The following is a 25,938-nucleotide window of genomic DNA, read 5'->3' on the forward strand; positions in this document are numbered from 1 at the left end:
CCGGGCCCTTCGTGTTTGGAGCGATGGGTTCACCAGCCCTTGGACACGTACTTGTTGCCGTTGGCCTGATAGCGCTCGATGGCTTCCTTGAGGTCGGCGTACTGCTCGCAGGCGGCGTTGCATTCCGTGGCCAGCGACGCGAGGCGGGTCTGCGCCTTCGGCAGGTCGCCCTTCATCAGATAGAGCTCGCCGGAGTACTCCAGCGCGTTGCGGTGATGCGGGTCGATGCGCAGCGCCTCGTCGTAATAGTGCTCGGAGGCCGCGAGGTCGGGGCTGCCGGCCTTGCGGGACACGTAGCCCATCAGGTTGTTCCAGTCCGCGCTGCGGCGGTCGTCGACGCGCTTGAGTTCATCGCGCGCGGCATCCCATTGGCGCGCCTCGATCAACTGGCGCGCGGTGGCGAGGCGGTTCGCCGCCGGCGCGGGCTTCGCGGCGGGTGGCGGCGACATGTCGGCGGCCAGCGCGGGGGTGACGGAAGCAGCGGCGGCGCAGGCGGCCACCAGGATCGACAGGGTCAAAGGCTTCATGAGGGGCTCCTCGAGCGTGATGTGGGCGTGATGCAGGACTTCCTGCTTCCACACATACGGACGCGCGATGCCGTTGGATGCACGCCGCGCCGGCAGTTGTAGGACTCACCACACCTTGACGCAAGCCCCTCCGGGCACGAAGGACGAGGCGCTATCCGGTCACTTCAGTCCGCCGCCGCATATCCTGGATCAGTTGCTCTGCATGCCGGGCAATCACATGGCCGAAGCTTTTGCAGCGTCCATCAGCGTCCGCGCGCCTGAAGCTCTCAGCTATATGCCGAAGCTCTTCTTCGGTCGTCGTCATGACGAACTCATTGTCGAAAACACCGTCCAGTTCCGCCTTGCGCCACGCTTTCAGGACATTCACGTTCAAGTCGAGAAGACCCAGCATGTACGCAGCCGGCACGTCGTTCGGATCAACGCGCAGGGCGGCGCCATTGCTCACGTCGTACATGAAGCGACGCTCGCACGTGTCGTCCATGGGGGAAATGAAGCGCTCCTCGCAGAAGTCATTTCCTTTCGCGTGTCCGCAATGCAAGCTCGCGCCCTTGACCTCGGGAACGCGAATGCAGGACGCATGCAGGTTGAGGTATTCAAGCGCCAGTTGCGCGTGCGTTTGCTGCGGTCGCGCATGCTCGACGTGGCAGGTCGTCTCGTCGATGAGCCGGCCACAGTAACAGCACACGAAAGACTGCTCCTCGAGAAGTGCACGTACCAGTGCACGCCTTGGAGCACCGGCCAACGTGTCGTAGCTTGGCGACCAATCGTCGTTTGCCCTGCTCTTCCATTCTTCAAATGCCGGCGGTGACGCTCGCTTTGCAAAATGCCTCATCGACCGATCGTCCTCTTGCGCTTGAGAAGCGCCTCAGCGCTGGCGAGTTCGCGCAACTCCGGCGCTTCACCGGCGAGTTCACGAATCTTCAACTCCGCCTGGTCGAGTTGATTCCGCGTCAGAGCTTCTCCGATCTCATCCAGCTTCTTCTTGACCGACGTGGCCTGGACCTCAGCGTCCATCAGTTCCTGCAAGACCTGATTCGAGGTCATGCCGAAACTGCCCTGCGGATTCACGGGTCCGTCCGGCGTCAGCAGGATGACGTTCTCGTGAGGCACTTCGCCGATCACCTGCGGCGAATGGCTGGCAACGATGAATTGCACCTTCGGGAAGGCCTTCGTCAGGCCACGCGTCAATGCACGTTGCCACTCGGGGTGTAGATGCATGTCGAGCTCGTCGATCAGGACGACGCCCTCGGTCTGAGATGTCACCTCATCACCCAAATGCGGATTCAGGAGACACATCCTCCGAGCAATATCGGCGATCAAACAGATCACGGCACGCTGGCCTGCGCTTAAGTGTTCGAAGGCAACCGGCTCATGGAACTCCCCATCTTGGTCATGCCATTCCACCAAGATCTTCTTGCTCTGGAAGTCATAACGAATGAACCTGAACGTTCCCAAGGCGGCGCTCAAGGCTCGGATTGCCTGACCGAGCTCATCGCCGTGAATCGCTGAGAACGTCTGCCCGGTCTCGGACGCGACCTGAAGACGTTCAAGCGACTTTGCAACTATCCAGCGTTGCAGGGCTTCCGCGTCTTGTCCAGCGATCGCCCAGCTTTCGTACCCGTGTGCGCGAGAGTTGCGCTCAACTGCAGCACTAAGCGCGTCTGTGTCTCGCACATGCCAAGCCCGACTCGCACGATAGAACGTAACGACTGGAAGTGACTGGATTTGAGGACCTTCAGAACCCTGCGCACCACTGAGCGCTCTCGCTTGTAGCGCGATATTCGGACTGGATCCTCCTAACTGAACATTTGCAAGAGTTCGATAGACGCCCCAATTCATCGGGGTGCCGTAGACCTCGCCCGAAGCTTCGACCTCCACTGGATATTGCTCTTCGAAGCGGGCTCGCGCATTTGGCGCGACTACTTTCACCCGTGCGAATCCGGGCTCCGAAAAGGGACCAGCAAAAAAGATGTTCGGAAGATTGGGGACGGCCTGTGTAAGTACCTCAAAGAACGCCTGAAGAAGTGATGTCTTTCCAGCGCCGTTCACGCCTGCGACGACTGTCATTCCTCGCTGGAAGCTAAGGTCCAGCTTCTCGTGCCCGCGGTAGTTCTTGAGCTTTATGCGTTCGATGTACATGTCGGGTGCCCTCTTCTACTCATCTTCCCACGACCTGGCGCCGGCGCCGATGAGGCTCACAAGCCCCGCACCATCTCCACGTGCGCGATCCCGGCCTCCTCGAACACCGGTCCGCGGCGCTGGAATCCGGCCCGCGTGTAGAAGCCCTCGGCGCTGAGCTGCGCGTGCAGCAGCACTTCGCGGTAGCCCTGCTCCCGCCCGGCCTGCATCAGCGCGTCCAGCACCTGGCGCCCGACGCGGCTGCCACGCATCGGCGACAGCACCGCCATCCGCCCGATCTTCGCCACGCCCGGCACGTGCTCCAGCAGCCGTCCCGTCGCGAGCGGCCGGCCCAGCCGGTTGTAGGCCACCGCGTGCGTGCAGCTCTCGTCGGCGGCGTCCCACTCCATGTCGGCGGGGATCTTCTGCTCCTCGACGAACACGGCCTGGCGGATCTTGTGCGCATCGCCCCCGAGCGAGGCCCAGTTGCCCACGCGCGCCTCGGTCATCGGCTCGCCGCGCTCGAAGCCCAGCAGCAGATCGCGCAGCGCCTGCGGAACGGCCTTGGGCACGCGCGCCACCGGATCGGCGAAGACATAGACCAGCTCGCCATGCACCAGGCATTCGTCGCCGCGAAAGACCGCGCAGCTCACCGTCAGCGAGGTCGTGCCCACGCGCTCGGTGCGCACGCCGATGTCCAGCAGCTCGTCGTACAGCGCCGAGCCCAGGTATTCCAGCGTCGACTTGCGCACGAACAGGTCGCCCTCCAGCGCCTGCATCGTCGGCCCGTAGGGCAGCGCCAGCGCACGCCAGTAGCCGCCCACCGCCGTGTCGAAGTAGGTCAGGTAGTGGCCGTTGAAGACGATCTGCTGCGCGTCGACCTCGGCCCAGCGCACGCGCAGGCGTTCGAAGAAGCGGAAGCGATCGCGGGAAAGCGCGGTGGTGGTCATGCGGACTCGACGGAAGAAGTCGAAGGGGCCGAGGGGATGGATGCCGCTGGCGTCGGCGCGGGCAGGCCGAAGGCCTCGCGCAGCGCGTCGGCGCAGGCGTCCAGCGCGAGGTCGGCCTCGGGAATGCTACGGCCCATCTTGATGAAGTCGTGCGTCACGCCGCGGAAGAGCTCCAGCCGCACCGCGTTGCCGTTGGCGCGCAGCAGGTCCGCGTAGGCGATGCCCTCGTCGATCAGCGGATCGGCCTCGGCCAGGATCAGGCAGGCGGGTGCGAGCCCCTCGTGGTCCTCGGCCTGCAGCGGCGCGAAGCGCCAGTCCTCGCGCCGCTCGACCGGGATGTACTGGTTGAAGAACCACGCGATGGTCTCGGCATCGAGCAGATGCCCCTTGGCGAAGCGGCGATGCGAATCGGTGTCCGCGTGCGCGGTCGCGCCGGGCGTGATCAGCAGCTGCATCGCCAGCGACACGCCAAGCTCGTCGCGGATGTCGCGCGCGTGCAGCGCCGTCACCGCGGCCAGCGTGCCGCCGGCGCTGTCGCCGCCGACGGCGATGCGCTCGCGGTCCAGGCCGAGCCCGGGCGCCGACTCGGCCAGCCAGGACAGCGCGGCCCAGCAGTCGTCGACGGCGGCGGGGAACGGATGGTCCGGCGCGAGCCGGTAATCCACCGCGATGACCGCCGAGCCGGTGCGCAGCGCCAGCTGACGGCACAGGCTGTCGTGCGTTTCCAGGTTGCCGATCACGAAGCCGCCGCCATGGAAGTACAGCAGCACCGGCAGTCCGCGCGGATCGCGCGCGGCGGCCTCCTCGCGTGTCACCGGCGCGTAAAGGCGGACCGGGATGTCGCCGCCGGGACCGGGGATTGCCCGATTCTCGACACGCGGCAGCGGTGCCCTCGGCAGGTCCAGGATCTCGGCGCCCATCAGGTAGGCGATGCGCGCCTGCTTGGGGGAGAGGCTGGGGAAGGACGGACGGTTGGCGCGATGGATGCGCTCGAGCACGGCGGCCATCCGCGGTGTCAACAAGGTGCTACTCAACGGGAACTCCAGGGCGTAGGCTCAGCCGTTCGCCGAGCCGCAATCGCGGGATTTTCGCAGAGGACTCGAGATGGCACTGATCCAGTATCTGACCCACATCCACCTGGAAGCCGGCGCCCGGCGCGTCATCGGCGCCGAATGCGCCCGGGCCGGCATCGCGCGGCCGCTGATCGTCACCGACAAGGGCGTGCGCGCGGCGGGCGTGCTCGACCTGGTCCTCGACGCCTGGACGGCCTCGCCGATCGATCCGGCCGCCCTGCCCGTCTACGACGGCACGCCGCCCAATCCCACCGAGGCCGCCGTGCGCGAGGCCGCCGAGCTGTACCGCGCGGGCGGATGCGACGGCCTGATCGCGATCGGCGGCGGCTCCAGCATCGACCTGGCCAAGGGTGTCGCGATCGCGGCCACGCATGACGGGCCGCTGACGGATTACGCGACGATCCTGGGCGGCGCGGGGAACATCACGGCCAAGGCCGCGCCGGTGATCGCGGTGCCGACGACGGCGGGCACCGGCTCGGAGGTCGCGCGCGGCGCGATCATCATCGTGGACGACGGCCGCAAGCTCGGCTTCCACAACTGGGAGCTGATGCCGAAGTCGGCGGTCTGCGACCCGGAGCTGACGCGCAAGCTGCCCGCGGCGCTGACCGCGGCGACCGGCATGGACGCGATCGCGCACTGCATGGAGACCTTCATGTCGTCGGCGTTCAACCCGCCGGCGGACGGCATCGCGCTGGAGGGCCTGCGCCGCGGCTGGCGGCAGATCGAGCGCGCGACCACGCATCCCGACGACATCGGCGCGCGGCTGGACATGATGGCGGCGAGCACGATGGGCGCGCTCGCCTTCCAGAAGGGGCTGGGCTGCGTGCATTCGCTGAGCCACGCGCTCGGCGGGCTGATGCCCAGGCTGCACCACGGCACGCTGAACGCGGTGTTCCTGCCGGCGGTGATCCGGTTCAACGGGATGCACGACTCGATGCGGCGCGACGACAAGATCGCCCGCATGGGCCACGCGATGAACCTGCAGGAGGGCACGCCGGCCGACGAGCTCGCCGGCGCGGTCAAGGCGCTGAACCAGCGGCTGGGGCTGCCATCGGGCTTGGGCGAGATGGGCGTGACGGTCGACCTGTACGAGCAGATCATCGAGCGCGCGCAGCACGACCACTGCCACAAGACCAATCCCCGCGAGGCCTCGGCAAGTGACTACCGGCGGATGCTGGACGAGTCGATGTGACCCGCGAAGAAGGCGCGCTTTCGGCGTGAACTCCCTCGCCCCAACGGGGAGAGGGCGGGGAGAGGGGGGCGCCCCAAAGAGCAGCAGCCTCTTTGACAAGCACCCTACCAACTAGTAGAGTGCGAACCAGTTTCACTCTGCCGCCCTCGCCTTCATGACCTCCGAGCTCTCCCCCAAGGCCGCCGAGATCGTCGCGCACACGCGCTTGCTGCTCGTCGCCGGGGGCTACAACAGCTTCAGCTACGCCGACCTGGCCGAGCGGGTGAACATCACCAAGGCCAGCATCCATCACCACTTCCCGAGCAAGGCCGCGCTGGTCATGACGGTGGTGACGCTGTACCGGCAGGAGGCGAAGGCGGGCCTCGCGTCGCTCGAATCCCAACTGGACGATCCTCTGTCCGAGCTCAACGCCTACGCGGACTACTGGGCCAGCTGCATCCGCAGCGGCGAGCATCCCTTCTGCATCTGCACGATGCTGGCGACCGAGCTGCCCTCCATTCCCGAGGACATCGCGGTCGAGGTCCGCACCCATTTCCATGACCTGAACGCGTGGCTCGCCTCGGTGCTCAAGCGCGGCGTCGCGCGCGGCCAGTTCCACCTGCTCAACAGCCCCGCGGTGTCCGCCCGCGCCTTCATGGCGCTCGTGCACGGCGCGATGCTGATGGCCCGCGCGCTCGATGATCCGAAGTCCTTCGCCACCATCGTCCAGCCGGCGATCCTCAAGTTGACCCAGCCCGCCTGACGGCGGCCCCTCGCGATGGCGGCGATGCCGCCCTTTCTTTTGACCCGAATATCTACCAAGTAGTAGATAGAAAGTGAACCGCACCATGCCTCACCCGCTCTCTCCGCTGGGCATCGCCCACACGCTGATCAGCCTCGCGCCCGTCGTGGCGGGGCTGTATGGTTTCGCCCGCTTCGGCCGCATCGAGACCGGCAGGCGCTCCGGGCGCGTCTATCTGGGCGGACTCGCGCTGTCGGTGTTCACGTCCTTCGGGCTTTCCAGCGTCGTGGGCGTCAATCCCGGTCATGTGCTGGGCGTGCTGGCGCTGCTCGCGGCCTTCGGCGGCACGCTGCTGGTGCCGCGGCTGCGCTTCCTGGGCAAGCTGGGGCCGTATCTGAAGACCTTCGGGCTCTCCTTCAGCTTCTTCCTGCTGCTGGTGCCCGGCATCAACGAGACGCTCACCCGCCTGCCCGCCGCCCATCCGCTCGCGGCCGGCCCGGAGGACCCGGTGGTGAAAACGGCGTTGCTGGGATGGCTGCTGCTCTTCATCGCCGGATTCGTGGCGCAGAGCGTGCGGCTTCGCCGGGCGCGGCCTCAAGGAGACGGCGCCGGCGATGCGTCGGGGCGGTGAACCGCCCCACCGATCAGAACCGCGAGGGGTTCTGGCATGCGGACTGCGGAGGCGCTTGATCAGCGGACCGGATGGGTACGCCCGTCCTCGTCGCGCCAATAGCGGCCGCCGCGGCCGTCGGAGTAGACCTCGCGGTCCTTGCCTTCGATGAACAGGCGTCCGATGACGGCGCCTGCGACCGCGCCAATAGCCGCGCCGGTCAGCGCGCTGCCGCCGGTGGCCGCACCGACGACCGCGCCGCCGACGGCGCCGACCGCCGCGTTGCGCACGTCTTCATGGCGATGGCGGTCCGACGCACAGCCGACGGCCATGGCCGCGCTGGCGACGACCACGAGCGTGGCCCGGGAGAGAGAGGTGGTGAGAGAGGTTGTCATGATGTCCCCTTCGTTGGTTGATGGGTCAAACAACGTTGCACCGGGGCCTTCGGCGCGCAGCCGAATCGATTGACGCTGGAGCAACGCGGGAGCGATGGCTGGCATCGACCAGAGAGCGGCAAGCGCCATGCCCGCGCGTCCGTTCCCTGAACCGACACAGATCGGAATTACGCTTGGCCCCATGACCAAGCCCTGGACCCCGTCCCGCCGCGGCCTGCTGCAGGCCGCCCTTGCCGCCGGCTGCCTGCCGGCTTTCCTGCGCCGTGCCGATGCCGCCAGCGAGCCGCTCTTCGGGCTTGGGGTCGCCTCCGGCAGCCCGAGGGCGGATCGCGTCGTGCTGTGGACCCGATTGCTGGGCGACGCGCTGCCGGCCGAGGCTGACGTGCAGTGGGAAGTGGCCGAGGACGAGCACTTCAAGTCCATCGTCGCGCGCGGCACCGAGCGGGCCGAGCCCGGAACCGCGCACAGCGTGCACGCCGAGCCGGCCGGATTGCGTCCCGACCGCTGGTATTGGTATCGCTTCCGCGCCTTGGGCCAGCAAAGCCCCGCGGGCCGCACGCGCACCACGCCGGCCGCGGACGCGATGCCCGCCTCGCTGCGTTTCTCGATCGCGTCCTGCCAGCGCTGGGACCACGGCGAGTACGCCGCCTGGAGCGACATGGCCGGACAGGACCTCGACCTGGTGCTCTTCCTCGGCGACTACATCTACGAATCCGCCACCGCCATCGACAGCAAGGCGCCCCGCCGCCACGCCGGCGGCGCCTGCCACACGCTGGACGGCTACCGCGGCCGCTACGCCCAGTACAAGAGCGATCCGCGTCTGCAGGCGATGCATGCCAACGCGCCGTGGATCCTCATCTGGGACGACCACGAGGTCCAGAACGACTGGGCCGGCGATGTGCCGGAAGACCTGGCCCCGGACTTCCATCAACGCCGCATCGCCGCCGCGCAGGCGTACTGGGAGCACCAGCCATTCCCGAAATCGATGCGGCCCAAGGGCGTGGACATCGCGCTCAGCCACCGCGTCGATTGGGGCCGCCTGGCGCGGCTGATCACCATCGACGACCGCTCCTGGCGCGATCGGCAGGTCTGCCCCAAGCCGGGCCGCGGCGGCTCCAACACCGTGAAACTGAAGGACTGTCCCGACCTGCTGAACCCGCGCCGCACGCTGCTCGGCGCGCCGCAAGAGCAATGGCTGCGCGACAGCTGGGACGCGACCCGCCCCTGGAACCTGCTCGCGCAGCAGACGCTGATGGCGCGCTTCAACGCGCAGGACCCGGCCCAGGGACCCGGCCGCTACTGGACCGACGGCTGGGACGGCTACCCCTTCGCCCGCGAGCGCCTGCTGCGCGATCTCGCGTCGCGGCGCGTGCCCAACGCGGTCGTGCTCGGCGGCGACGTCCACGCCAACTATGTCTCCGACCTGAAGCTCGACTGGGACGACGAGAAGGCCGCGGTGCTCGCGAGCGAGTTCTGCGGCACCTCGATCTCCAGCGAAGGCCGCGCGCAGTCGCACGTGGACAAGGCCCTGCCCTTCAACCCGCACATCCGCTACGGCCGCAGCGACCAGCGCGGCTACATGCGCTTCGAACTCCGGCCCGATCGATTGGATGCCGAATTGCGCAGCGTGCGATCGCCCTGGGATGCGGACAGCCCGTCGTTCACCGCGGCGCGCTTCGCGGTCGAAGCGGGACGGCCGGGACCTCAGCCGGCTTGAACGGCTCCCGACCTCCCGCGGCGTCGATGGCCCCATGAGCGGCCCGTCATTCCTCGTCGCGCGAAACAAACTCGCTACACTTCGCGCCTCGTGACCTGGGAGCGCTACCAGCGCCCTGCCCCTTGGTCACGAGTCCCTCCGCCCTTCCCCGCGGAGCGCGAGCCAGCAGGTCCCCGTCCTTCACGGGTCTTCGCCTGCCGCCAGCACCCTCGATTCCCATGCCTCCGGCGCCGCCTCGCGGATCCGGTCGATCTCGCCGTGCCTTGCTCGCCGTCGCCATGCAACGCGGATTCCTTCACCCCGCGCCGCGCGCCTTCCCGCGCCGGCGCCGCGTTGTCTTCGATGTCCATGCCCTCGCGCGCCCTTGCCCGCCCCCCTTCCCTCACCGCCATCGCCATCGCCATCGGCCTGTCGAGCCTGTCCACGGCCCACGCGCTGGAGCCGCCCGCCGCGCCGGACGATGGCCCGCGCCAGATGGACGCCGTCGTCATCTACGGCAGCGTGCAGCGCGACACCGGCTTCGCGCCGACCCAAGGCATCACCGCCGGCAAGGCCGAGATGCGCCTGCTCGAGACCCCGCGCGCCATGAGCGTCGTGACCCGCGAGGTGATGGACTCGCGCCAGATCACCAACCTGCAGCAGGCGCTGCAGACCGTGCCCGGCGTGAGCCCCGTGAACTTCGGCCGCCGCGGCTTCGACGACATCAACATCCGCGGCTTCCGCTCGACCGAGTCCATCCTCATCGACGGCCTGGTGCAGAGCCCCGGCATGTGGACGCGGCTCACCAGCTACGCCTATGAGCGCTTCGAGGTGCTCAAGGGCGCGTCCTCCATCCTCTACGGCCAGGTGCAGCCCGGCGGCCTGGTCAACGCGGTCAGCAAGCGGCCCGAGGCGGTGCGCCGCCTCGACGGCGGCATCGACCTCGGCAGCTTCAACAGCCGCACGCTGTCCGCCGACCTCAACGAGCCGCTGTCCGCGAATGGCCGCACCGCGCTGCGCGTCACCGCGCAGACCTCCGACGGCGACGATGCCACCGACCAGGTCTGGCGCAAGGACCGCTGGATCTCGCCCTCGCTGTCGATCGACTTCGGCCGCGACACCGACTTCGTGATCTTCACCAGCTACTCGAACAGCCGATGGATCCGCCAGCAGGGCACCACGCCCTACGGCACGCTGCTGGCCAACCCCAACGGCACGGTGCGCCGCACGATGTTCACGGGCGACGCCTCCTTCGGCGGCTATGACGTCGAGCAGAAGACCCTCGGCTACAGCCTCGAGCACCGCTTCAATCCGGCGCTGACGCTGCGCCAGGGCGTGCGCTACGAGGAGGAATCGGGCACCGGCAACTTCGTCGCGCTGCAGGCCTTGCAGGCCAACCGCCGCTTGCAGAACCGCTCGGCGACGCGCCAGTACCTGGACTACGACATCCTCGCCACCGACACCTCGCTGCTGGCCAGGCTCGACACCGGCCCGATCGCGCATCAATTCGTCGCCGGCCTCGACGCGCGGCGCGGCCACAGCCGGCAAGGCTCGCGCTCCTGCACGATCGCGCCGCTGGACCTGTTCAACCCGCAGTACGGCGCGCCCGCCACCTGCCCCGCGAACCTGAGCGCTTTCGCTCCGTCGACGCTGACCGCCGCCGGCCTCTACCTGCAGGACCAACTCAAGTTCGGCCAGGGCTGGACCGCGCTGGCGGGCGTGCGCCGCGACCTCTCGCGCGAGCGCATCGAGGACCGCGTCCGCAACACGCAGTCGCTGAAGAACGACGCGGCCACGGTCGGCAGTGCCGGCCTGGTCAAGGAGTTCCTGCCCGGCTGGTCGGCCTACGTCAGCTGGTCCGAATCCTTCCTGCCGGTCAGCGGCCAGGACGTCGATGGCAAGGGCTTCGTGCCCGAGACCGGCAAGCAGTGGGAATGGGGGCTGAAACACGAGTCGGCGGATGGGCGGCTCACCGGCTCGCTCGCGATCTTCGATCTCAAGCGCCAGAACGTCACCACGGCAGATCCCGTCAACGCCGGCTTCAGCGTGCAGACCGGCGAGCAGCAGTCGCGCGGCGTCGAACTCGAGGTCGGCGCGCGCCTCAAGGACGGCCTGAGCCTGACCGCCGGCTATGCCTACACCGACGCCCGCGTCACCCGGGACAACAACGCCGCGATCCTGGGCAAGCCGATCAATCTGCAGCCCCTGCACGCGGCGACGCTGTGGGCGCTCTACAAGCCGACCTGGCTGCCGAACTGGACGCTGGGCCTGGGCGGCCGCGCGGTGAGCCGCCAACGCGGCAGCCTGCCGTTCACGCTGCCGGGCTACGCGGTCGTCGACGCCAGCGTTGGCTACGCCGGCCCGGCCTGGCGCGTCAACGCGGGCTTGAAGAACCTGCTGGACAGGGACTACTTCGACGGCGCGATCAACGCCAACGTCGTGTCCCCCGCGCTGGGCCGCACCTGGACGCTCAGCCTGCAGCTGAGCTACTGAGCGCGCGCGGCGCGCCGGCGGCCGTCAGATCCAGCTCCCAGGTCTCCCCGACCAGGTCGAGCCCGAAGCCGCGGTACGGCTCGCTGCCGGTGAGCTGGTATCCCGCCTTGCGATAGATGTGCTTCGCCGCGTCGAGCTGGCTGTTGGTCCACAGACGCACGCGCCGGTAGCCGGCCTCGCGCGCGAAGCGGTGGCACTCGGCGACCAGGCGATCGCCCAATCCCAGCCCGCGGGCCGAGGGCTCGACCAGCAGCAGGCGCAGCTGCGCGACGCCCTCGACCGGCGCGCGGGTCTGGTCGTCGCGCGCCTGCACCAGCGCCACGCTGCCGATGTTCAGGCCGTCGCGCTCGGCGATCCAGCAGGCCTCGCGGCGCGGATCGAACTGCTCGAGGAAATCGGCCGCGATGCGCGCCACCAGCGCCTCGAAGCTCATGTCGAACTGGTACTCCCGCGCGTACAGCGCGCCGTGCCGCGAGATCACCCATCCCATGTCGCCCGGGCGGTGCGGCCGCAGCAGGAAACCGCCCTTCCCCGGCTTCGCGCCGGGATCCTCGAGCAGCCCCTGCACGCGCCGGAAGGCTTGCAGCAGCTCGGACTGCTGCGCCTCGCCGAGCTGATCGAGCAACTCGCCCACCTGCTCGCGCGAGCGGCGGTCCAGCGGCTTGAACGCCCTGCGGCCCGCAGGACTCAGCGTCAGCAGCGACTGCCGGGCGTCCGTCTCGCTGCGGGAAGCGCGGACCAGGTCGCGCTCCTTGAGGTCGCGCAGCAGCCGGCTGAGATAGCCCGGGTCAAGATCCAGCAGCCGTCCCAGATCGGTCGCGGTGATGCCCGCGCCGCCCTCCAGATGCGCCAGCTCCCAGAGGATGCGGCACTCGGTCAGGCTGAATTCGGAGTCCAGCAATCCCTCGTTGAGCACGCCGATGCGGCGCGTGTAGAAGCGATTGAAGCGGCGGACGGCCTCGATGCGGTCACTGTCGGTCATGGCGCGCATGCTGCGCCATATGCTTGCTTTTGGCAATCAATTGATTGCCTGAAGCGATGGTCGGGAAGTCCGTCTCAATGCCGCTGCGTGCGATTCCCGTACGTCGGGCGCGAGGGGCGGATCGCCGGCGCGTTGTTGCCCGCCACGAAATTGCCCGGCCTTGCCGCCAGCAATACCGCCAGCAGATCGGTCACCTTCAGCGGCTTGTAGAGCAGCCGGTTGAATCCGGCCGCGCCCGCGATCTCATCGGTGATCTCCGGCCCGCCGCCCGTCAGGCACACGTACATCACATGGCGGCCGGCCTCGGCATCGATCAGCTTGGCTTCGGACACCACCTCCAGCCCGTTCATGTCCGGCATGTCGAAGTCGACGAACACCAGCTCCGGCTGGAACAGCTTGGACAGCCGCAATCCGACCCGGCCGCTGTACGCCACCGCCGTCGCGCAGCCATAGCAGCGGAACAGCTCGCTGAGACTGCGCGCGCCCTCGGGATCGTCATCGATCACGAGGACCCTCAGCGCTTGCGACGATGATTCGGACACGGGGCGTTCTCCCTGAATGCAACACGACGCAACAGCAGTGCGCGCGCGACAAAGCCCGGGCGGCATCAGCCGTCCGTCGGCCTTGTCACTCGGCAAGCGGCGTGCCCGCCCCGCCCCTCCAAAACCCAGGGCCCACGGATTTGGCGGCGCGGCTAAAGTCGCCCGGTTGAGCCGCGATCAGACGGCCGGGAGTCGCTTCATGAGCGTCTTGGAAGAAGGGGTGGCCGTGGTCCCGGCCGAGCATCTCAACGCGATGTTGCTGGCGCTGCATGCGCTGCGCCGGGGCGATCCGGACATCCGCCTGCCCTTCCACTGGACCGGCGTGGCCGGCAAGCTCGCCGATGCCTTCAACGAGGTGGTCGAGCAGAACGCCTCGATGGCCGCCGAGCTCGCCCGCCTGCGCCAGGTCGTGGGCAAGGAGGGCCGCCTGAAGCAGCGCGCCGCCCTGCCCGAGATGCGCGGCTTCTGGGGCCAGCAGATCGAGTCGATCAACGCGCTGATCGACGACCTCGTCCACCCGACCAGCGAGGCGGCCCGCGTCATCGGCGCCGTCGCCGAGGGCGACCTCACCAAGTCCATGGCGCTGGAGGTCGACAACCGCCCGCTGCAGGGCGAGTTCCTCCACACCGCCAAGACCATCAACCGCATGGTCGAGCAGCTCGGCGACTTCTCCGCCGAGGTGACCCGCGTCGCGCGCGAGGTCGGCACCGAGGGCAAGCTCGGCGGCCAGGCCAAGGTCAAGGGCGTGGCCGGCACCTGGAAGGACCTGACCGACTCCGTCAACTCGATGGCCGGCAACCTCACCGACCAGGTCCGCAACATCGCCGACGTGACCACCGCCGTCGCGCAGGGCGACCTCTCCAAGAAGATCGAGGTCGACGTCAAGGGCGAATTCCTGACGCTGAAGAACACCATCAACACGATGGTCGACCAGCTGCGCTCGTTCGCGTCGGAAGTGACGCGCGTCGCGCGCGAGGTCGGCACCGAGGGCATCCTGGGCGGCCAGGCGCGCGTCGAGGGTGTGTCCGGCACCTGGAAGGACCTGACCGACTCCGTCAACTCGATGGCCGGCAACCTGACCTCGCAGGTGCGCAACATCGCCGACGTGACCAAGGCCGTGGCCGCCGGCGACCTCTCCAAGAAGATCACCGTCGACGTCAAGGGCGAGATCCTGGAGCTCAAGAACACCGTCAACACGATGGTCGACCAGCTGCGCTCCTTCGCCGCCGAGGTGACCCGCGTCGCGCGCGAGGTCGGCACCGAGGGCAAGCTCGGCGGCCAGGCCGACGTGCAGGGCGTGGCCGGCACCTGGAAGGACCTGACCGAGTCGGTGAACTTCATGGCCGGCAACCTGACCTCGCAGGTGCGCAACATCGCCGAGGTGACCACCGCCGTGGCCGCCGGCGACCTGTCCAAGAAGATCACCGTCGACGTCAAGGGCGAGATCCTGGAGCTCAAGAACACCGTCAACACGATGGTCGACCAGCTGCGCTCCTTCGCCGCCGAGGTGACCCGCGTCGCGCGCGAGGTCGGCACCGAGGGCAAGCTCGGCGGCCAGGCCGACGTGCAGGGCGTGGCGGGTACGTGGAAGGACCTGACCGACTCGGTCAACTCGATGGCGTCCAACCTGACCTCGCAGGTGCGCAACATCGCCGACGTGACCAAGGCCGTGGCCGCCGGCGACCTCTCCAAGAAGATCACCGTCGACGTGCTCGGCGAGATCCTGGAGCTCAAGACCACCATCAACACGATGGTGGACCAGCTCTCGTCCTTCGCCGCCGAGGTGACCCGCGTCGCCCGCGAGGTCGGCACCGAGGGCCGACTCGGCGGCCAGGCGACGGTGCGCGGCGTGTCGGGGACCTGGAAGGACCTGACGGACAACGTGAACTTCATGGCCGGCAACCTGACCGGCCAGGTGCGCGGCATCGCCAAGGTCGTGACCGCCGTGGCCAACGGCGACCTGGCGCAGAAGCTGACCGTCGAGGCCAAGGGCGAGATCGCCGCGCTGGCCGACACCATCAACTCGATGACCGACACGCTGGCCATCTTCGCGGACCAGGTGACCACCGTGGCGCGCGAGGTCGGCGTGGAGGGCAAGCTCGGCGGCCAGGCCAAGGTGCCGGGCGCGTCGGGCACCTGGAAGGGCCTGACCGAGAACGTCAACGAGCTCGCCGCCAACCTGACCACCCAGGTGCGCGCGATCGCGGAGGTCGCCACCGCCGTGACGCAGGGCGACCTGACGCGCTCCATCACGGTCGAGACCCAGGGCGAGGTCGCGTCCCTCAAGGACACGATCAACGAGATGATCCGCAACCTGAAGGACACGACGCAGAAGAACACCGAGCAGGACTGGCTCAAGACCAACCTGGCCAAGTTCAGCCGCATGCTGCAGGGCCAGAAGGACCTGGTCACCGTCGGCCAGCTGATCCTGAGCGAGCTGGCGCCCGTGGTCGGCGTGCAGCAGGCCGAGTTCTACGTGCTCAACATGCGCGGCGAGATGCCGCGCCTGAAGCTGATCGCCAGCTACGCCTCCGGGGGCCTGGCCACGCACGGCAAGGAGCTCTCGCTCGGCCAGGGCCTGGTGGGCCAGTGCGCGCTGGACCAGGAGAAGATCCTGCTGCCCAACGTGCCGGGCAGCGCCTTCCGCGTCGCCTCGGGCCTGAGCGAGACCGCGGCGATGGAGGTGCTGGTGCTGCCGGTGGTCTTCGAGGGCCGCGTGCGCGGCGTGCTCGAACTGGCTTCGCTCGAGCGCTTCAGCTCGACCCACCAGGCCTTCCTGGACCAGCTCACCGAATCGATCGGCATCGTGATCAACACGATCGAGGCCAGCACGCGGACCGAGGACCTGCTGATCCAGTCCCAGTCGCTGGCCGAGGAACTGCAGCGCCGGCAGCAGGAACTGCAGCAGACCAACGGCGAGCTGCAGGAGAAGGCGCAGCTGCTGGCCCACCAGAACCAGGAGGTGGAGCGCAAGAACACCGAGGTCGAGCAGGCGCGCCAGGCGCTGGAGGAGAAGGCCGAGCAGCTGGCGCTGACCTCGAAGTACAAGTCCGAGTTCCTGGCCAACATGTCGCACGAGCTGCGCACGCCGCTGAACTCGCTGCTGATCCTGTCGGACCAGCTCTGCAAGAACAGCGAGGGCAACCTCACGCTCAAGCAGGTCGAGTTCTCCAAGACCATCCACGCGTCCGGCAACGACCTGCTGATGCTGATCAACGACATCCTGGACCTGTCCAAGATCGAGTCCGGCACCGTGGCCGTCGACGTCAGCGAGCTGCGGCTGGACGAGCTGCAGCGCTCGGTGGAGCGCAGCTTCCGCCACTTCGCGGAATCCAAGCACGTGGGCTTCGCCGTCGAGATGGAGCAGCCGCTGCCCAAGTCGCTGGTGACCGACGTCAAGCGGCTGCAGCAGATCATCAAGAACCTGCTGTCCAACGCCTTCAAGTTCACGCACCAGGGCCAGGTGACCTTCAACGTGAGCGCGGCCGCCGACGGCTGGTCGGCCGATCACGAGGTGCTCAACCACGCGGGCCAGGTGATCGCGTTCTCGGTGACGGACACCGGCATCGGCATCTCGTCGGACAAGCAGCAGATCATCTTCGAGGCCTTCCAGCAGGCGGACGGCTCGACCTCGCGCAAGTACGGCGGCACGGGCCTGGGCCTGGCGATCAGCCGCGAGCTGGCGCGGCTGCTGGGCGGCGAGATCAAGCTGGTGAGCGCGCCCGGCCGCGGCTCCACCTTCACGCTGTACCTGCCGCAGCACTACACGCCGGCGCGCACCGCGCGGCAGCGCGCGGCGCCGTCCGAATCCCCGTCCACCCCCGCCGCCAGCGCCGACGCCGGCACCGAAGCGGCGGTCGGCGACGACACGAGGACCGGCACGCCGGCGTCGATCAGCGCGGCGGAGCTCGCCGAGGCCGCGGTCCAGCGCGCCGCGGCGCGCCGTGCGCCGCCCGCCGCCGCCGCGCCGCCGCCGGGCGACCCTTCGCGCACGCAATTGGAGACGGGGCCCGACAGCATCGTCTTCGCCAACGTGGCCAAGGACGACCGCGAGGACATCGGCAGTGGCGACCGGGTGCTGCTGATCGTGGAGAACGACTTGTCCTTCGCCCGCGTGCTGCTCGAGGCGGCGCGCCACGGCGGCATGAAGGGCCTGGTGGCGACGACCGGCGCGGGCGCGCTGGCGATGGCGCAGGAATTCCGGCCGGCGCTGATCACGCTGGACATCTTCCTGCCGGACATGCAGGGCTGGCGCGTGCTGGACCGGCTCAAGTCCGACCCCGACACGCGCCACCTGCCGGTGTGCGTGGTCTCGACGGACGATGCGCGCGAGCGCGCGCTGCAGGCCGGCGCGCTGGGCTTCCTGGCCAAGCCGCTGCAGTCGCGCGACGACGTCGACCGCGCGCTGCGCGATCTGCAGCGCTACCTCGACCGCCCGGTGCGGCGGCTGGCCGTGGCGATGCCCGACGGACCGGGCAGCCTGGCGCTGCTCGCACCGTTGGCGCATGACGTCGAGGCGGTGATCGTGCGCACCGCCGACGAAGCCCGCGAGGTGCTGCCCGGCGTGGACGCGCTGCTGGTGGACGCGGCCTGGTGCCCGTTCGGGCCGCAGGACGTGCTGGACGCGCTGGAACGCCGGCCGGGCACGCTGCCGCTGGCGGTGGTGGCGCTCGATGCGTCTTCCGCGGCCGCGCCAGGGGGCGCGGGCGGTGCCGAGGAGGCTGGCAGCGCGAACCGCTGGTCCAGGCCGCAGGGCCTGCCGGTGCGAACGGCCGCCGGCAGCGACGCGGCGCTGGCCGCGCTGGCGCTGGCGCTGCATCGCGCGCCGGCGGAGATGGGCGATGGGGAGCGGCAGGCGCTGCTCGACGCGCAGCAGGCGCGCTGTCCGCTGGCCGGCAAGAAGGCGCTGATCGTCGACGACGACATGCGCAACATCTTCGCGCTGGCGACGGTGCTGGACGGTCACGGCATGGTGATCGTCTCGGCCGACAACGGCCGCGAGGCGATCCGGCTGGTGCAGGAGGATCCGTCGATCGACATCGTGCTGATGGACATCATGATGCCGGAGATGGATGGCCTGGAGACCATGCAGCAGATCCGCCGCCTGCCGCGCGGCCGCGAGCTGCCGATGATCGCGGTGACGGCCAAGGCGATGAAGGGAGACCGCCAGAAATGCATCGAGGCCGGCGCCTGGGACTACCTCTCCAAGCCCGTCGATCCGGCCAACATGCTGACCGTGCTGCGGGGCTGGCTATGCCACTGAGCGCGCGCGTCCAGCCTCAGACCACTGGCAACCCGGCGCCCTGCGTCCACCCCTGCCCTGCGGCCGCTTCGATCGCCAGCTCCACCAGGGCGCGACGCGCCAGGTCTTGCGCGTTCCAGACCGCGCCATCGGCGAACTCGACGCGTTCGATACCGGCGCCGCCTTCCCCGGCGAACTGGCCTTTGATCAGGACGCTGTCGCTCTGGCTCCACCGCAGCACCAGGTCCTCGCCAAGACGCGTGGCGACGGTCCGCGACGCCGCAAGGGTGGCATCGAGCCGAAGCACGTCGATCTCCGCCGTTCCCGATCCCTCGGGTGAATCGCGAATGACGTCGTGCCCTTGTCCGAGCGCTCGGCAGTAGACATCAGCCCCGATGCCGCCTTCCAGGCGATCGTCGCCGGCGCCGCCCGAGAGCAGATCGTTGCCAGCGCCGCCGACCAGTACATCATCGTCCGCATCCGTGCTGCTTCTCGGGGGGACAAGTTCGTCCGGCGCCGGGGCGCGCAACAGCACCGTTCCAAACTGGGTATCTCGAACCACGATCCGCATCGCCGGCTTCTCCACCGCGGCGGGAGCCGCGTCCCCATAGAGTTGATCGTCACCGTCGCCGCCCATCAACTGATCGTTCCCGACGCCGCCGGCCAGGACATCGTCACCTTGCTGTCCGTACAGATGGTCCGCACCGCCGTTGCCGAACAGCAGATCATTTCCGGGACCGCCCCGGAGAAGGTCTGAACCATGGGGAGTCGCGACGAAAGGCAGTTCGTCGTCACCGAACAGCACGTCGCTTCCCTCGCCGCCGTCGACCACGTCGTTGCCGCCGTTGCCGAAAATCAGGTCGTCACCGCCCTCGCCGCTGAGCACGTCATCGCCGTGGTTTGCTGCAGTCGCACGCAGGAACCCCAGGTTGTCGCCGCTGATCTGGTCGTCCTGCGCCCCTCCATTCACGCGGTCATGCCCCTGCTCGCCATAGAGGACATCCGGGCCGTCGCCTCCTTCGATGTCGTCGTTCCCGCCGCCCGCCACGATCCAGTCGGCACCGGCACCGCCCGACAGGCGGTCGTCGCTGGGTGACGACATGACAGCGGCCGTGCCCAGGAGGCGGTGCACCGTCAATCCGCCGGGCAACACTGCCGGATCTACCCGTTCCACCTCACGGCCCAGCACCGGCGCCTCCCATGTCGGCACCTCATAGGGGCCGAACATGTCCCAGACCAGCCGGTGCCAGACGCGCCGGTTCATCTCAAAGTCCTTGATCAGAAGGTCGTCGCCCGCGCCGCCCTCGGGGGCTCCGGTCGAAGGCGGGACAGGCAACTCGATACCAAGCGGTCGCAAGGCTTCCCGAGGCGTCCGAACCTTGACATGCGCGCCGTCCAGACGGATCCACAACTCCGTGCCGACCCGTTGATAGATCTCACCGTGGCTGCCGATCCATCGGTCCGGCCCATCGACGCGGGCCAGGCCGCCGAGTTCACGCCCATCCAGCACGATGCGGCCCAGGCCATCGCTGTCAACGATCACGTCCCCGTCGGCAACCCGGTAGATATCACGGCCTTCACCGCCGATCAGCAGGTCCGCGCCCGCGCCGCCATCAAGCAGGTCGTCGCCCGTGCCGCCCTCCAGATGGTCGGCGCCACCAAGTCCGAACAGCCGATCCTCGCCATCGCCGCCGAACAGGCGATCGTCCCTCTGCTGCCCCGTCAGCTCATCCGATCCCGCGTCGCCAAACGCGGTGTGGTGCGTGATCGAGATCGGGCGCCTCGGGCGTCGAGCCCCGTCAAACTCGTGCTCAACAGCCGCAGAGCCGGGCGGACTGGTGTGAAAGTCGACACCACCCGCCAGATCCTGAAATCGCCGATACCCACCGGATCGAGTCGCCCCCTGCGTGTTGGCCTCGTTTCGGTCCATGAGCAGTGCCAGCATCTCGGATCGGGCCTCGATCCACTCGTCAGAAATCCCGCGGATGGCCTCGGAGCCGCGATCGGCGCGGTCCTGCTTCCACTCCTCGAAGCGTTCGCCCCAGACGGCGGACAAGGCTGCAGCGAGCGAAGACGAGGCGGCCAAGGCCGGCTCGAGATACAGCGTGAACGGGCTCAATCCGAAAAGCGCGGCGAAGGCGCCGAAGTCCTTGCGCGCCCCGGCCCCGGTGGATCGGTCCGACGCCTCCATCCGCAGATGGACCGACGCATGCGTCAACGCCTGATAGACGGGGCTGTCGCCGATCCGCTTCAGCAGGGCATGGAGCGCGTCCCGACCGCTGTAGCCTTCGGCGTCCTTGACCTCAGCCCAGGTACCGCCGGCTGGATTGCCTTTCAGCCGAGGAGCCTCGGCAGGCCCCAGGCACAGCGTCGCCAGCGCATTGACGATGTTCTCCAGGACGTCCCCTTCGGCACGGCCCTGACCCGATCCCATCAACAGACTGCCATCCTCGGTACGCAAGCTGGAGGCGCGGCGCATCACGGTGGACATCAGCGCCGGCGCGCCATCTTCCGCGGACTCGGGGAGCAAGGCACAGAGCATCCGTTGCACCGCGAGCGAATCGACGAGCAACGCCAGACTGTGCGTGTCGCCGAAGTCCTTGCGATCAAAGTTGTCGACCAGCAACTTGACGTCGCCGTTCTTGATCGACGTGTCGACGACGCTGCGCCCGATGCCGCCGCGGTACGAGGGCTGATCCTCCACGGGCACGCGGACCTCGCGGCCGTAATGCCATTGGCAGTTGGCGACCATCGAGGGCCTGGTCGCGCCGACGACGTCGACCTGGTTCCCCAACGCTGTGTTGCCGTCGGGCACTGCGAGCATGGCCTTCTCGCCGTCGCCCTGCTTGAGGTTCGCAGTGGTCGACGCGGACCTCGTCCGCTTTCCGGTCAGGCGTACGGCCATCCGGTAGTCGAGGTCCAGGGCCTCGATCTGGCTGGCCGGCACTTGTTCAGGCCGTAGCACGCCTGCCGACACGTGCTTCAGTCGCTCGATCTCGTCGCGCAGCGACTTCATGTCCTTCAGCGAGCCCCGCAGCGCGTCGACCAACTCCGACCGGTACGGCACCTTCAGCGATTGGCCGCCGGGCGCATGCACGCGCGAGGCCGGGAAGCGCAGGTTGATCTCGGCTCGCGCCTGCTCGATGGTCCAGCTGCCATCGGCGAGGTGATCGCGCAGATCGCGGTACAGGGCCGCCTCGCGCTCGGAGGCGGAAAGCCGCGAGAGGATCCGGTGTGGTGAGACGCGCAACTGCTCGAAGTCCTCGAGCGCCTGCGCCAGGGTTCCGGTCCTCACCTTGCCCACGCCCGCGCCATTGAAGGTCACGGTCTGCTTCGCCGCCGTCGGATTCATCATGTTGAACGCCGTGGCGAGATGTCCGCCCAGGCTGTAGCCCGTCAGCGAAAACTTGCCATCCTCGACGATCCCTTGCCGTTTCAGATCTCCGTACCACTTCTGGAGATCCGCCAGCTGACCCCATGCGAATCCGGTCTTGCGGATCTCCATGGCGTTGGTCGCCATGTTGTCCCGGACCGCGTCATCGATGAACTCGGTGGACCGCAGGGACATCACCGTCTCCCGTGTCTGCTGATGGCGGAAGACGGTGCCGGAGAAGCCGGAGCGATTACCGATCTCGTGAGCCACAACGCGCCAATCCCTGGCGAAGGCTGAAGCGTCGGCGGCGGGAAACTTGCTGGCCCAGGAGTTGCCGTTCAGCAGCTTCCGCTCCAGGTCTTCAGATGTCGCGTCGGCCGGCTTCAGCTCCGATAGCTTGGCCTCGGCCGCCATCTGCACACGGGACAAGCGGCTCAACTCATTCACGTTCATACGATCCACTCCTACTCCTGCGGTTTGGGAATCAAGACCTGTGCAGCGAACCGGAACGCCTGCCCTGGTTGCACGCTCTCCCCCCCTTCCCACGGGGGCATGCCAGGCAAGGGCGTGAACGGCGGGCAGGCGTCGCGCGCGGCCACTGCCCAAGGGGTTCGGCCGCCGGCGCGGTCACCTTGCCCGGGGTCCCAGAGATAGCCGATCCGCTCGGCGATCACCTCATCGCGCTCCAGGTCCACGACCTGCAACGAGCTGCCGGCAATCCAGTAGTCGCGGTCCTCGCGCGTGGAGAGGTCCTTGAAGCGCAGCCCATACCGCGGTCCAGGCCCGCAGACGCGCTCGCCCGCCAGCATCTGCCCGTTCGTCACGAACTGCTTGCTGTAGGAGCGGTCACCGTATATTTGGATTTCGTCGAGGGCCTGCGCCTGCGCCATGTAGCGGAATCGCCGCATGACGCCAGGATCCGGGAACTCGGCATGGACCGCCCGGTATCGGGGTTCGCGCCCCTTCGGCAATCCGCCCGTTTCCCACGCAGGCCGTTGGAGGAAGGACGCGATGTAACCCTCGCCCACGTGGTCATGGCCGTAGGGATCCCACAGCGCGAACTGCCCGACGGGATGCCACTCCGTGCGGACGTTGATCAGGCGGATTTCCTCGACGTCCCGGACGGTGCGATGGATGACGACACCGGCGCGCTTGCAGCGCTCTTGAAACATCGCCTCCGCACGCGCCAGACGTTGCGACAGGCGGTACGCCGGCAGTGCGATGTTCTTCACGTACAGATAGCCACAGACGCAGGCGCATCCCGCGCCGAGGACCAGCACCGCCGCCAGCCATGGCCGCCACGCCACGTGCCGTCTCGGTCCATCCGTCCCACCGTCCGGGGTCTCGGGTCGCTTCCGGTCCACTGCAGCCGCTCCTGTCGATCTGGAGCATGCTTGGTGAGCCCGCCCGCGCGCCGCGCCATTCGGCGCGCGCTGCACGGCGTCACAAGGTTTCGGAACGCCCATTGGCAACTGGCGTGCCCATGAAACCTCTCCAAAACCCGGGGTCGTTGTCACGGCCACGCAGCTAAAGTCTGCCGGTTGAGCCGCGATCAGACGGCCGGGAGTCGCCTCATGTGCGTCTTGGAAGAAGGGTTGGCCGCGGTCCCGGCCGAACGTCTCAAGGCCGTGCCACTGGCCTCATCGATTGCGTGGCAGGACGGGCCATGCCACTGAGCGCCCTCTTCGACGGCTACGCCACGCCGGACGCCGCCGAGCGCGCCAGCATCCTGATCGTCGACGACCTGCCCGAGAAGCTGCTGGTCTTCGAGACCATCCTGGCCGACCTCGATCAGCACCTGGTCATCGCGCGCTCCGGCAGCGAGGCGCTGCGCGAGGTGCTGCGCCAGCAGTTCGCCGTCATCCTGATGGACGTGAACATGCCGGGCATCGACGGCCTCGAGACGGCCCGGCTGATCCGCGGCTACCGGCGCTCGGCGCACACGCCCATCATCTTCGTCACCGCCTACGCCGACGAGCTGCAGACGGCGCAGGGCTATTCGCTGGGCGCGGTCGACTACATCCTCTCGCCGGTGATCCCCGACGTGCTGCGCAGCAAGGTGCGCGTCTTCGTCGACCTGTTCATCATGCAGCAGCGGCTGCGGCAGCAGGCGCTGGAGCGCATCGCCATCGCGCGCGCCGAGGCCGCGCAGCGCGCCGCCGAGGAGAACACCCGGCGCTCGATCTTCCTGGCCCAGGCCGGCCGCGAGCTGGCCGACTCGCTCGATGCCGAGGTCGCGATGCGGCGCCTGCTGGCGCTGCTGGTGCCGCGCTTCGCGCCGCGCGCGCTGCTGTGGCTGCGCGACGCCGGCCATGGCCACGAGCGCGTGCTGCGCTGCGACGCCCCCATCGCCGCCGGCGAGCCGCCGCTGTTCATCGAGGGCCGCGCGCAGATGCTCTCCGAGGTGCTCTACAACGCGACGCGCACCGCGCTCGAGCAGATGATCCCGTCGCTGCAGCCCGGCACCCAGCCGCCGGAGCCGCCCGGGCTGGACGAGGACAGCGCCGCGTCGCGCGCGCTGCTGCGCCGCGACACGGCCAGCGGCGTCGTGCTGCCGCTGGTGGCCGGCGAGCGCGCGCTCGGCGGCCTGATGCTGGCCGAGCCGCATCAGCCGCCGGACTGGCCGACGCTGGAGGAACTCGCCGGCCGCGCCGCGATCGCCTTCGAGAACGCGCGGCTCTACGGCGCGCTGCAGGCCGAGATCGTCGAGCGCCGCCAGGCCGAGGCCGGCCTGCTCGAGGCCAGCCGCCGCAAGGACGAGTTCCTCGCGATGCTGTCGCATGAACTGCGCAACCCGCTGGCGCCGATCCGCAACGCGATCGAGCTGATGCGGCGGCTGGCCGGCCCCGAGGCGCGGCGCACCGGCGAGGTCGACGACACGCGCCTGGCCAGCGCCGTCGCCGTGACCGACCGCCAGGTCAGGCATCTGACGCGGCTGGTCGACGAGCTGCTCGACGTCGCGCGCATCAGCCAGGGGAAGATCGTGCTCAAGACCGAAACGCTCGACCTGCGCGACGTCGTCCGGCAGGCCGTGGAGCCGGTGCAGTCGCTGATCGACACGCAGCGCCAGCAGCTGCGGCTGTCGCTCCCCGACCGCCCGGTGCCGGTGCGCGGCGACGCGGCGCGGCTGATCCAGGTCGTCACCAACCTGCTGCACAACGCCAGCAAGTACACCGCGCCGGAAGGCCGCATCGAACTGACGCTCGCGCCGGACACCGCCAGCGATGACGCCGGGACGGCCTTCCTGATCAGCGTGCGCGACAACGGCCGCGGCATCGAGCCCACGCTGCTGCCGCATGTGTTCGACCTGTTCGAGCAGGGGCCGCGCGGCCTGGACCGCAACCAGGGCGGCCTGGGCGTGGGCCTGACGCTGGTCCAGCGTCTGGTGCAGCTGCATCACGGCACGGTCCAGGCGCGCAGCGACGGGCCGGACCAGGGCTCCGAGTTCGTCGTGCGCCTGCCCGCCGCGCCCATGGCGGCCGCCGAGGAGCCGGCCGGCGCGTCGGCCGCGGCATCGGGACCGGCGGCGCAGGCCGCCGCCTTGGCGCCCCTCGCGCTGACCGGCGAGGACGGCTGCCGCGTCATGGTCGTGGACGACAACCGCGACGCGGCCGATTCGATGGCGGTGTTCCTTGAACTCGCGGGCCTGGCCACGCAGGTCGAACTCGACGGACCGGGGGCGATCGATGCGGCGTCCGCGCGTCCGCCGGACGTCGTGCTGCTGGACATCGGCCTGCCAGGCCTGGATGGCTATGAGGTCGCGCGCCGCCTGCGCGCCTTGCCCGGCGGCGATCGCTGGCTGCTCATCGCGCTGACCGGCTACGGCCAGCAGGACGACCGCCGCCGCGCGCACGAGGCGGGCTTCGACGTGCATCTCGTCAAGCCGGCCGATCCGGATGCGGTGGTCGAACTGATCCAGGAATGGCGCCAGCGCGACCGCGCCACGCGCCCCGCGGAGGCGTCGACCCGCTGAACAGCGAACGGAACAAGGCCTGACAACCAGGCACTACATCGGACCTTCACT

General features: G+C 68.8%; 17 protein-coding genes. 7 read left to right on the forward strand and 10 right to left on the reverse strand.

The window, feature by feature from the left end; translation table 11 throughout:
* Positions 1 to 29: 29 nt before the first annotated feature.
* The 5 genes from ACEN96_RS17950 to ACEN96_RS17970 form a co-directional block, all read right to left on the reverse strand.
* Complete coding sequence (locus tag ACEN96_RS17950) at positions 30 to 527, reverse strand: tetratricopeptide repeat protein (protein ID WP_495584435.1); 498 nt, start codon at positions 525 to 527, stop codon at positions 30 to 32.
* A gap of 151 nt (positions 528 to 678) precedes the next feature.
* Entirely contained in the window at positions 679 to 1,359 is a 681-nt protein-coding gene (locus tag ACEN96_RS17955; RefSeq protein WP_495584436.1) for a retron system putative HNH endonuclease, read from the reverse strand.
* Positions 1,356 to 2,666: an AAA family ATPase gene (locus ACEN96_RS17960; protein WP_495584437.1), complete on the reverse strand. Its 1,311-nt coding sequence runs from the start codon at positions 2,664 to 2,666 to the stop codon at positions 1,356 to 1,358. The genes ACEN96_RS17955 and ACEN96_RS17960 overlap by 4 nt, the downstream gene beginning before the upstream one ends.
* Before the next feature lie 56 nt (positions 2,667 to 2,722).
* Positions 2,723 to 3,595: a YbgC/FadM family acyl-CoA thioesterase gene (locus tag ACEN96_RS17965; protein ID WP_495584438.1), complete on the reverse strand. Its 873-nt coding sequence runs from the start codon at positions 3,593 to 3,595 to the stop codon at positions 2,723 to 2,725.
* The gene (locus ACEN96_RS17970; protein WP_495588637.1) at positions 3,592 to 4,602 is read right to left on the reverse strand and encodes an alpha/beta hydrolase; all 1,011 of its coding nucleotides are present in this window, start codon (positions 4,600 to 4,602) and stop codon (positions 3,592 to 3,594) included. The genes ACEN96_RS17965 and ACEN96_RS17970 overlap by 4 nt, the downstream gene beginning before the upstream one ends.
* A gap of 97 nt (positions 4,603 to 4,699) precedes the next feature.
* On the opposite strand from ACEN96_RS17970, the gene gbd reads away from it, so the two are divergent.
* The 3 genes from gbd to ACEN96_RS17985 all read left to right on the forward strand — a co-directional run bounded on the left by gbd (position 4,700) and on the right by ACEN96_RS17985 (position 7,212).
* Entirely contained in the window at positions 4,700 to 5,860 is a 1,161-nt protein-coding gene (gene gbd / locus ACEN96_RS17975; protein ID WP_495584439.1) for a 4-hydroxybutyrate dehydrogenase, read from the forward strand.
* 154 nt (positions 5,861 to 6,014) lie between these two features.
* Entirely contained in the window at positions 6,015 to 6,602 is a 588-nt protein-coding gene (locus tag ACEN96_RS17980; protein WP_495584440.1) for a TetR/AcrR family transcriptional regulator, read from the forward strand.
* An 85-nt stretch (positions 6,603 to 6,687) separates the two neighbouring features.
* On the forward strand, positions 6,688 to 7,212 hold the full coding sequence (locus ACEN96_RS17985; protein ID WP_495584441.1) for a hypothetical protein: 525 nt from the start codon (positions 6,688 to 6,690) through the stop codon (positions 7,210 to 7,212).
* Positions 7,213 to 7,271: 59 nt separating this feature from the next.
* On the opposite strand, the gene ACEN96_RS17990 is transcribed toward ACEN96_RS17985, so the two are convergent.
* Positions 7,272 to 7,715, reverse strand: coding sequence for a YMGG-like glycine zipper-containing protein (locus ACEN96_RS17990; protein WP_495584442.1), 444 nt, complete (start codon positions 7,713 to 7,715; stop codon positions 7,272 to 7,274).
* Between the two features lie 52 nt (positions 7,716 to 7,767).
* On the opposite strand from ACEN96_RS17990, the gene ACEN96_RS17995 reads away from it, so the two are divergent.
* Positions 7,768 to 9,303: an alkaline phosphatase D family protein gene (locus ACEN96_RS17995; RefSeq protein WP_495584443.1), complete on the forward strand. Its 1,536-nt coding sequence runs from the start codon at positions 7,768 to 7,770 to the stop codon at positions 9,301 to 9,303.
* A 348-nt stretch (positions 9,304 to 9,651) separates the two neighbouring features.
* Positions 9,652 to 11,775: a TonB-dependent siderophore receptor gene (locus tag ACEN96_RS18000; RefSeq protein ID WP_495584444.1), complete on the forward strand. Its 2,124-nt coding sequence runs from the start codon at positions 9,652 to 9,654 to the stop codon at positions 11,773 to 11,775.
* On the opposite strand, the gene ACEN96_RS18005 is transcribed toward ACEN96_RS18000, so the two are convergent.
* Positions 11,753 to 12,757 carry a bifunctional helix-turn-helix transcriptional regulator/GNAT family N-acetyltransferase gene (locus tag ACEN96_RS18005; protein WP_495584445.1) on the reverse strand — a complete coding sequence of 335 codons (1,005 nt, stop codon included), beginning with the start codon at positions 12,755 to 12,757 and terminating at the stop codon, positions 11,753 to 11,755. The genes ACEN96_RS18000 and ACEN96_RS18005 overlap by 23 nt on opposite strands.
* 74 nt (positions 12,758 to 12,831) lie before the next feature.
* The gene (locus ACEN96_RS18010; protein WP_495584446.1) at positions 12,832 to 13,299 is read right to left on the reverse strand and encodes a response regulator; all 468 of its coding nucleotides are present in this window, start codon (positions 13,297 to 13,299) and stop codon (positions 12,832 to 12,834) included.
* Positions 13,300 to 13,498: 199 nt separating this feature from the next.
* Here ACEN96_RS18010 and ACEN96_RS18015 point away from each other — a divergent pair, with 199 nt between their 5' ends.
* Positions 13,499 to 18,562: a hybrid sensor histidine kinase/response regulator gene (locus ACEN96_RS18015; RefSeq protein ID WP_495584447.1), complete on the forward strand. Its 5,064-nt coding sequence runs from the start codon at positions 13,499 to 13,501 to the stop codon at positions 18,560 to 18,562.
* Positions 18,563 to 18,578: 16 nt separating this feature from the next.
* Here ACEN96_RS18015 and ACEN96_RS18020 read toward each other — a convergent pair whose 3' ends face one another.
* Complete coding sequence (locus ACEN96_RS18020; RefSeq protein ID WP_495584448.1) at positions 18,579 to 22,367, reverse strand: calcium-binding protein; 3,789 nt, start codon at positions 22,365 to 22,367, stop codon at positions 18,579 to 18,581.
* Positions 22,368 to 22,378: 11 nt separating this feature from the next.
* Positions 22,379 to 23,194 carry a hypothetical protein gene (locus tag ACEN96_RS18025; protein ID WP_495584449.1) on the reverse strand — a complete coding sequence of 272 codons (816 nt, stop codon included), beginning with the start codon at positions 23,192 to 23,194 and terminating at the stop codon, positions 22,379 to 22,381.
* A 386-nt stretch (positions 23,195 to 23,580) separates the two neighbouring features.
* On the opposite strand from ACEN96_RS18025, the gene ACEN96_RS18030 reads away from it, so the two are divergent.
* Positions 23,581 to 25,887, forward strand: a complete 2,307-nt coding sequence (locus ACEN96_RS18030) for a response regulator (RefSeq protein WP_495584450.1) — start codon at positions 23,581 to 23,583, stop codon at positions 25,885 to 25,887.
* Positions 25,888 to 25,938 lie beyond the last annotated feature (51 nt).

It is taken from the genome of Roseateles sp. Mitsp63 (assembly GCF_059491535.1).

Excerpts from the sequence above, each read along its gene's own strand:
- ACEN96_RS17950 (WP_495584435.1), bottom strand. The coding sequence starts at position 527 with ATGAAGCCTTTGACCCTGTCGATCCTGGTGGCCGCCTGCGCCGCCGCT.
- ACEN96_RS17955 (WP_495584436.1), bottom strand. The coding sequence starts at position 1,359 with ATGAGGCATTTTGCAAAGCGAGCGTCACCGCCGGCATTTGAAGAATGG.
- ACEN96_RS17960 (WP_495584437.1), bottom strand. The coding sequence starts at position 2,666 with ATGTACATCGAACGCATAAAGCTCAAGAACTACCGCGGGCACGAGAAG.
- ACEN96_RS17965 (WP_495584438.1), bottom strand. The coding sequence starts at position 3,595 with ATGACCACCACCGCGCTTTCCCGCGATCGCTTCCGCTTCTTCGAACGC.
- ACEN96_RS17970 (WP_495588637.1), bottom strand. The coding sequence starts at position 4,602 with ATGGCCGCCGTGCTCGAGCGCATCCATCGCGCCAACCGTCCGTCCTTC.
- gbd (WP_495584439.1), top strand. The coding sequence starts at position 4,700 with ATGGCACTGATCCAGTATCTGACCCACATCCACCTGGAAGCCGGCGCC.
- ACEN96_RS17980 (WP_495584440.1), top strand. The coding sequence starts at position 6,015 with ATGACCTCCGAGCTCTCCCCCAAGGCCGCCGAGATCGTCGCGCACACG.
- ACEN96_RS17985 (WP_495584441.1), top strand. The coding sequence starts at position 6,688 with ATGCCTCACCCGCTCTCTCCGCTGGGCATCGCCCACACGCTGATCAGC.
- ACEN96_RS17990 (WP_495584442.1), bottom strand. The coding sequence starts at position 7,715 with ATGGCGCTTGCCGCTCTCTGGTCGATGCCAGCCATCGCTCCCGCGTTG.
- ACEN96_RS17995 (WP_495584443.1), top strand. The coding sequence starts at position 7,768 with ATGACCAAGCCCTGGACCCCGTCCCGCCGCGGCCTGCTGCAGGCCGCC.
- ACEN96_RS18000 (WP_495584444.1), top strand. The coding sequence starts at position 9,652 with ATGCCCTCGCGCGCCCTTGCCCGCCCCCCTTCCCTCACCGCCATCGCC.
- ACEN96_RS18005 (WP_495584445.1), bottom strand. The coding sequence starts at position 12,757 with ATGACCGACAGTGACCGCATCGAGGCCGTCCGCCGCTTCAATCGCTTC.
- ACEN96_RS18015 (WP_495584447.1), top strand. The coding sequence starts at position 13,499 with ATGAGCGTCTTGGAAGAAGGGGTGGCCGTGGTCCCGGCCGAGCATCTC.
- ACEN96_RS18020 (WP_495584448.1), bottom strand. The coding sequence starts at position 22,367 with ATGAACGTGAATGAGTTGAGCCGCTTGTCCCGTGTGCAGATGGCGGCC.
- ACEN96_RS18030 (WP_495584450.1), top strand. The coding sequence starts at position 23,581 with ATGCCACTGAGCGCCCTCTTCGACGGCTACGCCACGCCGGACGCCGCC.